This is a genomic window from Streptomyces sp. WELS2, from assembly GCF_013870595.1.
In the GTDB taxonomy this organism is placed as follows: domain Bacteria; phylum Actinomycetota; class Actinomycetes; order Streptomycetales; family Streptomycetaceae; genus Streptomyces.
The window spans coordinates 1-11,478 of record NZ_JACBWZ010000137.1; the positions used below are offsets into that span (position 1 = coordinate 1).

Consider the following 11,478-nt stretch of genomic DNA (forward strand, 5'->3'; position numbering starts at 1 on the left):
CGCGGCCTCGTCGCCCAGCGCGGCCAGCAGCCACTGGCGCGCGGAGGTGGCGTTGGTGATGGTCTCGATGGTGGTGAAGGTCTTGGAGGCGATGATGAACAGCGTCTCGGCCGGGTCCAGGTCCCGGATGGCCTCGTGCAGGTCGGCGCCGTCCACATTGGAGACGAAGCGGACCGTGAGATCGCGGTCGGTGAAGCTGCGCAGCACCTCGTAGGCCATCGCGGGGCCCAGGTCGGAACCGCCGATGCCAACGTTGATCACATTGCGGATGCGCTTGCCGGTGTGCCCGGTCCACTCGCCGGAACGGACCCGGTCGGCGAAGCCGGCCATCTTGTCCAGCACCGCGTGCACCTTGGGCACGACGTTCTCGCCGTCCACCTCGATCACCGCGTCCCGCGGCGCGCGCAGCGCGGTGTGCAGCACCGCCCGGTCCTCGGTGACGTTGATCTTCTCGCCGCGGAACATGGCGTCCCGCAGTCCGAACACGTCCGTCGCCGCGGCCAGCTCGCGCAGCAGCCGCAGGGTGTCGTCGGTGACCAGGTGCTTGGAGTAGTCGATGTACAGGTCGCCGACCTTGAGCGTGTACCCGGTGCCGCGCCCGGGGTCGGCGGCGAACAGTTCCCTCAGCCGGGTGTCCGCCAGCTCCTCCCGGTGCTTGGCGAGGGCGGTCCACTCGGGCGTCTGGTGGAGCCTGGTACGGCCGTCTGCGTTCATGTCCGTCTTCAGCCTTCTTTCCTGCTGCCTGTCCCGCTGCCGGCTCCAACCTAATTGATCAGCTCCCGGTGCGAGTCGTCGTCCGGCACGGTCACACGTATGCCCTGCTCGCGCGGCGGTATCAGCGCGGCGGCGGCCGACGCGAACAGGACGGCCGCGAGCAGGGCGGGTCCGTTGAGGCCGTAGAGCCCGGCCACGGCGCCGCCGAGGAACGCGCCGAGCGGGGCACCGGAGACGGAGGCGGTGCGGAAGGCGGCGGCGATGCGGCCCACCATCGACTCGGGGCTGCGTTGCTGCATCAGCGTGACCTGGTTGACGTTCCACACCATGTTCATCGCGCCGAGCAGCGCCATCCCGGCGACCAGCGCGGCCACGTGCCGTACGCAGCCGATGAGCAGCAGCGCGCCGGTCTGGATCGCGCAGCCGAGCAGCAGGGCCCGCATCCGCCCGGTACGGCGGGCGATCCGCTGGGCGACGAATCCGCCGGCCAGGCTGCCGGCCGAGTACGCCGTCATCGCGGCGACATAGCCGGCGTCACCCGCCTCCAGCCAGCGGGTGACGTGCAGCGCCAGCGTGGCGATCAGGGCGCCCATCCCGATGTTGCACAGCAGGGTCGCCAGGCACACCGCGCGCAGCACCCGGTCCCGGCCCAGGGCGCGCAGGCCCGCGCCGGCCTCCGAGCGCAGGGTGCTGCCGGCGGCGCGCGGCTCCCGCCGCGGCGGCCGTATCCGCAGCGACGCCACGAGCACGGCGGCCACCAGATAGGTGCCGGCGTCCGTCGCGAACGGTGTGAAGGCGCCGGCCGCCAGCAGCAGTGGCACGAACGGGGCCGCCACCAGCCCGCCGGCGAGCTGCTGACCGGTCATCAGGCGGGCGTTGGCGTCGCCCAGTGCCCCGCGTTCCACCAGGGAGGGCAGCAGGGCCGTGGCCGCGTTGTCGAAGAGCGTCTGGAGCGAGGTGAGCGAGAAGGCGAGGGCGATCAGCAGTGGGACGGAGGCGTGCCCCAGCCCCACGGCGAGTGCGAAACCGGCGACGAGCACGCCCCGTGCGGTGTCCACGAGCCACATCGCCCGCCGCTGGTCGACCCGGTCCGCCACGGCGCCGCCGAACAGCCCGAACAGCAGCCAGGGCAGATAGCCGCAGGCGGTGACGGAGGCGACGACGAGGGGCTCGTCGGTGAGGCGCACGGCGAGCAACGGCAGGGCGGAGGTGCGCAGCGCGTCGCCGAACCTGGACACCACGGCGGCCGTCCACAACCGCCCGAATCCCCCGCGCCAGGCGAGTGTGCCCCCGCTCTCCGTGCCGGCTCCGGCCACGCTCTCCCCCTCACGACGTCCGATGCTCACACCGTAGGGGGCACCACTGACAATCGGTCGGCGCCGAGCGGGCGTCAGACGGCTCCGGCCGGGCGCCCTGGGGCACCCGGCCGGTGTGAAGTGCTAGATCTCGCCCCGCAGTTTGGCGAGCGCCTCGGCGAGGATCGCCTCGCCGTCCGCGTCGCTGCGCCGCTCGCGCACGTACGCGAGGTGCGTCTTGTAGGGCTCGGTGCGCGGCGGGGCCGGCGGGTTGTCCCGGTCCTGGCCGGCCGGAAAGCCGCAGCGGGGGCAGTCCCAGGTGTCGGGAACCTGCGCGTCGCTGGCGAAGCTGGGCTGCGTCTCGTGCCCGTTGGAGCACCAGAAGGAGATGCGCAGACGCGGCGCGGACTCGCCGCGCTCGGCCTCGCCCATCGGCCCCGCCCCGACCCGGCTTCCTCGGATCGCGTTGCCACTTGCCACGGTCGTAACTCCCTGCGTGATGGTGCCGCGAAGCGAGTCGGCGTTTCGCTTCGCCGCGAGCGCCTCAGTCTACGTAAGGCCCAACGCGCGTCCAGTGATTGGAGTTACCGGCCCCCACCCCAAGACGCAAGCCCCATGATAGGCCGCGCTCACAGGCGCGTACCCAACATGGGGCTTTGCGTGGGAAATCCGCGGCGCGGTCCGGATGTACGGCCGGTTCGCGCCGGTCGCGCGTCAGCTGTTCGACTTCATCACGATGCCGAGGACGATGATGGAGGCGAACCACAGCAGGCCGATCACGATGGTGATCCGGTCGAGGTTGCGCTCGGCGACCGAGGAACCGCCGACGGAGGACTGCATGCCGCCGCCGAACATGTCGGACAGGCCGCCGCCCTTCCCCTTGTGCATCAGCACCAGCAGCATCAGCAGCAGGCTGAAGACGATCAGGGCGATCGAGAACCCCAAAACCACGGCTGGACCAACTTCCTCGGATTCGGATGGACGACGGGGGCACAGCGCTCGGCTGTGCCCCCGCAAGAGTACGACGTATCGCCGCTACCGCCTACTCACGGTCGGGGCGTCACTGATCGCGGAAGCGCACGATCTTGACGAACTCGTCGGCGTCCAGCGAGGCACCGCCGACCAGGGCGCCGTCGATGTCGGGCTGGGCCATGATCTCGGCGCAGTTGCCCGACTTCACGGAGCCGCCGTACTGGATGCGGACCTTGTCGGCCACGTCCTGGGAGTACAGCTCGGCGACCTTGGCGCGGATGGCGGCGCAGACCTCCTGGGCGTCCTCGGCGCCGCAGACCTTGCCGGTGCCGATGGCCCAGACGGGCTCATAGGCGATCACGACGGTCTCGGCCTGCTCGGCCGCGAGGTCCTTCAGACCGCCCTCGACCTGGGCGAGGGTATGGGCGACGTGGTTGCCCGCCTCGCGGACGTCCAGTTCCTCGCCGACGCACAGGATCGGGGTGAGGCCGTGCTTGTAGGCGGCCTTGACCTTGGCGTTGACCACCTCGTCGGTCTCGTGGTGGTACTGGCGGCGCTCGGAGTGGCCGATCACCACGTAGGTGCACTTCAGCTTGGCCAGCATCGGCCCGGAGATCTCGCCGGTGTAGGCGCCGGAGTCGTGCCGGGAGATGTCCTGGGCGCCGTACTTGATCTTGAGCTTGTCGCCGTCGACCAGGGTCTGCACGGAGCGCAGGTCGGTGAAGGGCGGCAGGACGGCGACCTCCACGGCCTCGTAGTCCTTGTCGGCCAGGGCGAAGGCGAGCTTCTGGACGTGCGCGATGGCCTCGAGGTGGTTGAGGTTCATCTTCCAGTTGCCCGCCATCAGCGGCGTGCGCGTGCTCATCGAGGTCAGTCCTCCAGTGCGGCGAGTCCGGGGAGCGTCTTGCCCTCGAGGTATTCGAGGGAGGCGCCGCCACCGGTCGAGATGTGGCCGAATGCCTTCTCGTCGAAGCCGAGCGTGCGCACGGCCGCGGCGGAGTCACCGCCGCCGACGACGGTGAAGCCGTCGGAGTCGACGAGGGCCTGGGCGACCGCCTTGGTGCCCTCGGCGTAGTCGGGGTGCTCGAAGACGCCCATCGGACCGTTCCAGAAGACGGTCGCGGCGTCGGCGAGCTTCGAAGCGTACAGCGTACGGGTCTCGGGGCCGATGTCCAGGCCCTCCTGGTCGGCCGGGATGGCGGTCGCGGCGACCGTGGTGGGGTTGGCCGGGGCCTTGGTCTTCAGGTCCGGGAACTCGGGCGAGACGAGGACGTCGACGGGGAGGACGAACTCCACCCCCCGCTCCTCGGCGCGCTTCATGTACTCCTTGACCGCCGGGATCTGGTCCTCCTGGAGCAGGGAGATGCCGACCTCGTACCCCTGGGCCTTGAGGAAGGTGTAGGCCATGCCGCCGCCGATGAGGATGCGGTCGGCCTTCTCCAGCAGGTGGTCGATGACGCCCAGCTTGTCGGACACCTTGGCGCCGCCGAGCACGACCGCGTACGGGCGCTTGACGTCGTCGGTGAGCTGCTTGAGCACGCCGACCTCGGTGGCGATCAGGTGGCCGGCGTAGTGCGGCAGCCGGGCCGGGAGGTCGAAGACGGAGGCGTGCTTGCGGTGGACGGCGCCGAAGCCGTCGCCCACGTAGACGTCCGCGAGGGCGGCGAGCCGGTCGGCGAACTCCCCTCGCTCAGTGTCGTCCTTGGATGTCTCGCCGGGGTTGAAGCGCAGGTTCTCGATGACCGCGACCTGGCCGGGCTGGAGGCCGTCGACGGCGTCGTGGGCGGCGGGGCCGACGGTGTCCTCGGCGAAGGCGACGGGGGCGCCGAGCAGTTCACCGAGGCGCTCGGCCGCGGGCAGCAGCGAGAAGGCGGGGTCCGGGGCGCCCTTGGGGCGGCCCAGGTGCGAGGCGACGACCACCTTGGCGCCCGCGTCGGCGAGGGCCTTGACGGTGGGCAGGACGGCGCGGATGCGGCCGTCGTCGGTGATCGTGCCGTCGGCGAGCGGCACGTTGAGGTCGGCGCGGACGAAGACCCGCTTGCCGCTCACGCCGTCGGCGAGAAGTTCGTCGATCGTCTTCATGGGGTGGACTCCTGAGGAGGGCTCGTGTGCACCTGATCGTAAAAGGGCGTGGTCGCTACGTGGGACAGGGCCCGGCCAGCGCGACGGTGCGCTGCCCGAGCCCTGCTCTCACTTCGTGGTCCTGCTGTTTCCGATCAGAGCTGGTTGCCGACGAAGACCGTGAGGTCCACGAGGCGGTTGGAGTAGCCCCACTCGTTGTCGTACCAACCGATGACCTTCACGTTCTTGCCCTCCTGGACCATGGTCAGGGAGGAGTCGAAGGTGCAGGACGCCGGGGCGTTGACGATGTCCGAGGAGACGATCGGGTCCTCGGTGTAGTCGAGGAGGCCCTTCAGCTCGCCCTCGGCGGCCTTCTGGAAGGCGGCGTTGACCTCTTCCTTGGTGACCTCGCGGCTCAGCTCCACGACCAGGTCGGTGACCGAGCCGGTCGGGACCGGGACGCGCATGGCCATGCCGTCCAGCTTGCCCTTGAGGTGCGGCAGGACCAGGGCGGTGGCCTTGGCGGCACCGGTGGTGGTCGGGATGATGTTCTCGGCGGCGGCACGGGCGCGGCGCAGGTCCTTGTGCGGGAAGTCCAGGATGCGCTGGTCGTTCGTGTACGCGTGCACCGTCGTCATCAGGCCCTTGACGATGCCGAAGTTCTCGTCGAGGACCTTGGCCATCGGCGCCACACAGTTGGTGGTGCAGGAGGCGTTGGAGATGACGTTGTGCTGCGCCGGGTCGTACTTGTCCTGGTTGACGCCCATGACGATGGTGATGTCCTCGTCCTTGGCCGGAGCCGAGATGAGGACCTTCTTGGCGCCGCCCGCGAGGTGCTTGGCGGCGTCCTCGCGCTTGGTGAAGATGCCGGTGGACTCGATGACGATGTCGACACCCAGCTCGCCCCACGGGATGTCGGCCGGGTTGCGCTCGGAGAGCACCTTGATGGTGTGGCCGTCGACGGTGATCGTGTCGGCGGTGTGGGAGACCTCCTGCTTGAGGCGGCCCAGGATCGTGTCGTACTTGAGCAGGTGGGCGGTGGTCGCGGTGTCACCCAGGTCGTTGACAGCCACAACCTCGATGTCCGCCCCCTGCTCCAGCAGGGCGCGGAAGTAGTTACGACCGATGCGGCCGAAGCCGTTGATGCCTACGCGGATCGTCACGAACCGATCTCCTCGTTGGTACGCCGGCTATGCGGTGCCGGCGAGCTCTGTTTGGGATGTCCCCGACCACCCCCGACCCTACCTCTCTGAGGCCCCCTGGGTGACATCGAGATGACCCATACACGGGCAGGCGGTCCGTACCCGTCAGTAGAGGTACGGACCGCCCCGGATCGACAGTGGATTCACCCGTATTTGTTACGGAATGACGGGCGCCTTCGACGCCATTTTCACTCGTTCGTGAGCGGGTCGGCTCACTTGATGAACTATCCGTCCGCGCACCGTTGAGAGGGGTCTCCGCTCACCTGTCGAGCGCGGCGAACGCCTTCCTCAGCAGGGCCGTCCGGTCGGCCGCCGAGACCACCTGCTCCAGGCCGAATCCGAGCAGCACGGTGTCGTCCGTGACGACCGCCGCGTAGGTCCGGAACAGGGCCCCGGTACGGGTCCAGTCCTTCTGGACCGGAGCGCTGCCCGCCGGCGGTCCGGGCGCCCGCCAGGCACCCAGGGACGACTCGAAGCCCTCCGTCTCCCGCGCCACGCCGCCGACGGCCAGCGAGGCCTCGTCGGCCAGGACGCCGTACCCGCCGGTGCCGGTGTCGGTGATGTAGGCGATCGAGACCTCGACGGACTTCCCGGCGTACGCGCTCAGGTCGAAGGCCACCCGCTGCCAGCCGGCCGAGGCTCCGTCGAGGCTGTTCCAGGAACCGGTGGTCCCGGTCGCGGCGCAGGTGTTGTCGGCCGGCGCCAGGTAGTGCCCGAGCCAGGGGTGCTCGCCGACCAGGGAGGCGCACTCCTTCGGCACGGCCGTCCGCATGGCGCCCGAGGTGTCCGGCAGCGTGGTCCAGTCGTCGGCGCCCACGGTGTGCGCCTCGACCACCACGTGGTCGTAACCCGGTTCGGTGTCCCACAGCAGCCGGGCGCTCAGGGCCGGCTTGTCGGCGGCGGTGACACCGGTGAGGTCGATGGTGCGGGTGAGCCGCTTGTAGGCGTTGTCGGTGTGCGCGGCGGCGGCCATGAAGGCGCCCGCGTACGGCCCGTAGGGGTTGACGGTCCCGCTGAACGTCCCCGCGCCCGCGCTCTTGAACTGCGGGAACCGGGCGGCCGGCAGTTCCTCGGAGGTGACGCCGTAGGTGCCCGCCGCGTCGAGCGGGTTGCCGGGCGCGTCTCCGAGGGCGCCGGAGAAGCCGGCGAGCGCGCCGGAGCCGGTGAAGCCGGTGGCTCCCTTGGCCGGCATCCGGCTGTAGGCGCCGAGGTAGTACTGGCTGAAGTCGTCCGACAGGGTGCCGTCGCCGAGGTCGACGCCGCCGCCGGCCCGCTCCCCGGCCTCGATCAGCCTGCCGCCCTCGTTGAGGTAGGCGCGCAGGCGCAGCTGGGTGGCGTTGCCGGGGCCGCTGGCGCCGGAGTAGTGCACGACCGTCCGGAAGTGCTTCAGCACGCCCAGCGCGTCCGGGGCGCCCTGGGTGGCCACGTCCCACACGAGCGCCCGGTGCCCGGCGGCCCGGAGCGCGTCCGCGTAGGCCCTGGCCCGGGTGGCGGCACCGCCCTCCTCGGCGACCACGAGGGTGTCGGCGGCCGGCCGCCGCGCGACGGTGTAGGTGAAGTGGGGGCTGGAGACCTTCTCGCCGCTCCCGGTCTCGCCGGTGAACCACACCTCCACCCGGTCGCCCGGCTCGCCGTCTTGCACCTTGGCGCGGTACTCGTCGAAGTAGAGGTTGTCCTCGCCGCCGTAGGTCTCGCCGCCCTTCCAGGGCCTGAGCGCCTGGTCGAGGGTACGGCCGCCGTTGACCCGGTACTTGAGTTCCTTGTCCCGGACCGCCTTGCGGGCGACGACCGCGACCTCCTGGTCCGCGCCCCGGGAGTACGACGTGGTGAAGGTGGCCGGGGTGAAGTCGGCGGCGTCCAGGCCGACGGCGGAGGCCGGCCGGTCGGGGTGTGCCGCGGTCTCGGCGACGGAGAGCGCGAACGGGACGTTCTTGGCGAACTCCCGCTGGATCAGCCTCTCGTCGTCGGGGAAGGTGAAGCCCGACCGGCAGTCCCGGCTGTCCCAGGCGTCGTCCGGGTCGCTGTCCGACGCGGTCTGACAGGTCGACATCTCGGGGGTGATCATGGCCATCCCGTTGACGTTCGACGCGTGGCCGTCCGCCTCGCCGTTGGTGGTGTACAGCTCGGAGGAGACCTGCGGGTGGTAGCCCGGGACGGCCGAGTCGTCCGGCGTGCCGGCCAGGGCCCGGTAGAGGACGTCGTCGGGGGTCGGCGTGGCCACCTGCCAGCCCACGCCGTAGAGCAGGAGTTCGGCCGCGGAGTGGTAGTTGATGCCGTACCGGAAGCCGATCCGTTTCTCCAGGGCGTCCAGGGCCCTGGTCTCCGGCTCGGACGCGGGGCTCGCGCCACGGTAGGTCTGACTGGTGGGGTTGGGGGACGAACCCTCGTTGTCGTAGCCCCACTTGTAGGGGAAGTTGCGGTTGAGGTCGACGCCGTCGCCGCTGCCGATGACTCCGTCACCGTCGACGTCCCGCAGGTTCTTGCGCCACAGGCGGGCGTCGGGGCCCTTGAAGGTGTAGTCGTAGCCGTCCGGGTTGGCCGAGAGGACGAACCACAGCTCGGTGGAGTCGACGATCCTCTTGACGCGCCGGTCGGTCTTGTAGCGGTCCAGGTAGTAGTGCATCAGCCGGCGGGTCATCTCCGGCGTGATCCACTCGCGCGCGTGCTGGTTGGACATGTAGAGCACGGCCGGCTTGGCGCCGTCCTCGGTCTTCCGGGCGTTCCCGGTCAGTTTGAGCGCGAGGATGTCCTGGCCCTTGATGGTCTTGCCGATGGACTCGACCTTGGTGAGGGCGGGGTTGGCCGCGGCGGTGCGGAGGATCTCCTCCTTGAGCCCGCCGCCGCCGCTGTAGGGGCGGAACACGCCCTGGGCCGCGTCCTCGACCCGGGCCTCGGCCCTGGCCGAGAGGGTGTGCTCGGTGAGGACGACGCCCTGCTCGCGCAGCCGCGCGGCCTGCGGGCCGGTGAGGTAGACCTCGACCCGGGTCCTGCCTCCCGCGGCCGCCCGCTCACCGAGTTCGTGACCGTCCTGTCCGGCCTCGAGCAGCAGGGGTACCTGTTGCTCCGTGACCTCCGCCTGGAACACCCTGACCTCTTCCGGCCCGGGTGCCGGTTCTCCGCTCCGGGCCTGGGCCATGGGTGCGAGGCTCGCTCCGCCGATCATCAGCGCGCCGACAGCGAGGATCGATCTCGCTCTGTGTCTCATGAACCCCCCTACAGGTGGTCCGCACCAATGGCGAACAAGGCTGCCAGGCTCATGGCACTCGATGATCGAGTCAAGAGCGCCTCATGGACACGCGAACGCCGGCGCCGGTCACCCGAAAGAGGGGGTGACGGCACCGGCGAGTTGACGCTCCGTCCGGTCTCAGCCGGCCAGGTTCTCGGCCAGTTCCTCGGTGAGGTTGGCCTCCGTGCCCGGGATGCCCAGGTCGGCCGCTCGCTTGTCCGCCATCGCCAGCAGCCGGCGGATACGGCCCGCGACCGCGTCCTTGGTCAGCGGCGGGTCGGCGAGCGCTCCCAGCTCCTCCAGGGAGGCCTGCTTGTGCTCCATGCGCAGCCGACCGGCGGCGGCGAGGTGCTCGGGAACCTCGTCACCGAGGATCTCCAGGGCCCGCTGGACACGGGCGCCGGCGGCCACGGCGGCCCGGGCCGAGCGGCGCAGGTTGGCGTCGTCGAAGTTGGCGAGCCGGTTGGCCGTGGCCCGCACCTCGCGACGCATCCGGCGCTCCTCCCAGGCCAGCACCGACTCGTGCGCGCCCAGCCGGGTGAGCAGGGCGCCGATCGCGTCGCCGTCCCGGACGACCACCCGGTCCACCCCGCGCACCTCGCGGGCCTTCGCGGCGATGGACAGTCTGCGGGCCGCGCCGACCAGGGCGAGCGCCGCCTCCGGGCCCGGGCAGGTCACCTCCAGGGAGGAGGAGCGGCCTGGTTCGGTCAGCGAGCCGTGCGCCAGGAAGGCCCCGCGCCAGGCCGCCTCGGCGTCACAGGTGGCACCGGAGACCACCTGCGGGGGCAGCCCGCGGATCGGCCGGCCCCGCCCGTCGACCAGGCCGGTCTGCCGGGCCAGCTGGTCACCGCCCGCGACGACCCGGACGACGTAGCGCGAGCCGCGGCGCAGCCCGCCGGGGGCCATCACGATCAGCTCGGAGCTGTGGCCGAAGATCTCCAGGATGTCCCGCTTGAGCCGGCGCGCCGCCATCGCGGTGTCCAGCTCGGCCTCGATCACGATGCGCCCGCTCACCAGGTGGAGGCCGCCGGCGAACCGCAGGATGGCGGAGACCTCCGCCTTCCTGCAGCAGGTCCGGGTGACGGGGAGCCGGGAGATCTCGTCCTTCACCGCTGCCGTCATCGCCATGGGCCGATCCTTCCATGCATCCGAAAAATACGGTCGTACGCGGCGGCCAACAGCTCCGGGTCGTGCCGGGGAGATCCGTCGGTCCGGGCCACCGGCGCCAGCTCGACCGCGGCTCCCAGCCGCTTGGCGGCCTCGGTGAGCGAGTCGCGGTCGGGCACGGCGGCCTCGTCGGCCAGCACCACGTCCAGGGCGAGTTTAGGGGCGTGTCGCCCCAAAACCTCCAAATGACGCTGCGGGGAGAAGCCCTCGGTTTCTCCGGGCTGCGGCGCCAGGTTCAGGGAGAGCACACGGCGTGCCTTGGTCTCGGTGAGGGCGTCGAGCAACTCGGGCACCAGCAGGTGCGGGATGACCGAGGAGAACCAGGAGCCGGGGCCCAGCACCACCCAGTCCGCGTCCAGGACCGCCGCCACGGCCTCGGGGACCGCGGGCGGGTCGTTGGGCACCAGGTGCACCGACTGCACCTCGCCGGGGGTCAGGGCGACCGTCGCCTGTCCGCGCACCGTGTCCACGTCGTCCGGGCGGTCCGGGTCGTGGCCCTTGACCAGGGCCTGCAACTCCAGCGGCACGGCGGACATGGGCAGCACCCGGCCGTGCGCGCCGAGCAGCTTGCCGACCAGGTCCAGGGCCTGCACATGGTCGCCGAGCTGCTCCCACAGGGCGACGATCAGCAGGTTGCCGACCGCGTGCTCGTGCAGATCGCCCTGGGACTGGAAGCGGTGCTGGATGACCCGGGCCCAGGTCTGTCCCCACTCGTCGTCCCCGCACAGCGCGGCCAGCGCCTTGCGCAGATCGCCGGGCGGCAGCACGCCCAGCTCGTCCCTGAGCCGGCCGCTGGAGCCGCCGTCGTCGGCCACGGTGACGACGGCGGTGAGATCGCCGG

At 71.0% G+C, this 11,478-nt stretch carries 9 protein-coding genes and 1 pseudogene; all 10 read right to left on the reverse strand.

From position 1 onward, the window contains the following. Positions 1–714, reverse strand: a pseudogene (locus H5J33_RS11550) (glucose-6-phosphate isomerase); the annotation flags it as partial. 50 nt (positions 715–764) lie between these two features. Then, positions 765–1,955, reverse strand: a complete 1,191-nt coding sequence (locus tag H5J33_RS11555) for an MFS transporter (protein WP_309485381.1) — start codon at positions 1,953–1,955, stop codon at positions 765–767. A gap of 198 nt (positions 1,956–2,153) precedes the next feature. Next, positions 2,154–2,489 carry an RNA polymerase-binding protein RbpA gene (locus H5J33_RS11560; RefSeq protein ID WP_010352468.1) on the reverse strand — a complete coding sequence of 112 codons (336 nt, stop codon included), beginning with the start codon at positions 2,487–2,489 and terminating at the stop codon, positions 2,154–2,156. Positions 2,490–2,723: 234 nt separating this feature from the next. Beyond that, a complete protein-coding gene (secG, locus tag H5J33_RS11565) occupies positions 2,724–2,960 on the reverse strand; it encodes a preprotein translocase subunit SecG (protein WP_181794810.1) in 237 nt (78 codons plus the stop codon). 109 nt (positions 2,961–3,069) lie between these two features. Next, positions 3,070–3,846 (reverse strand): triose-phosphate isomerase, encoded by a 777-nt coding sequence (gene tpiA / locus H5J33_RS11570; protein ID WP_181794811.1) that lies wholly within the window; start codon positions 3,844–3,846, stop codon positions 3,070–3,072. Positions 3,847–3,851: 5 nt separating this feature from the next. Beyond that, a complete protein-coding gene (locus tag H5J33_RS11575) occupies positions 3,852–5,063 on the reverse strand; it encodes a phosphoglycerate kinase (RefSeq protein WP_181794812.1) in 1,212 nt (403 codons plus the stop codon). A 134-nt stretch (positions 5,064–5,197) separates the two neighbouring features. Further along, a complete protein-coding gene (gap, locus tag H5J33_RS11580) occupies positions 5,198–6,205 on the reverse strand; it encodes a type I glyceraldehyde-3-phosphate dehydrogenase (RefSeq protein ID WP_181794813.1) in 1,008 nt (335 codons plus the stop codon). Positions 6,206–6,503: 298 nt separating this feature from the next. Continuing rightward, on the reverse strand, positions 6,504–9,449 hold the full coding sequence (locus H5J33_RS11585; protein ID WP_181794814.1) for a M14 family metallopeptidase: 2,946 nt from the start codon (positions 9,447–9,449) through the stop codon (positions 6,504–6,506). 159 nt (positions 9,450–9,608) lie between these two features. Then, entirely contained in the window at positions 9,609–10,598 is a 990-nt protein-coding gene (whiA, locus tag H5J33_RS11590) for a DNA-binding protein WhiA (protein WP_030605113.1), read from the reverse strand. After that, positions 10,589–11,478: uridine diphosphate-N-acetylglucosamine-binding protein YvcK (yvcK, locus tag H5J33_RS11595; protein WP_181794815.1), on the reverse strand; the 890-nt coding region annotated here is incomplete at its 5' end. The genes whiA and yvcK, both read right to left, overlap by 10 nt.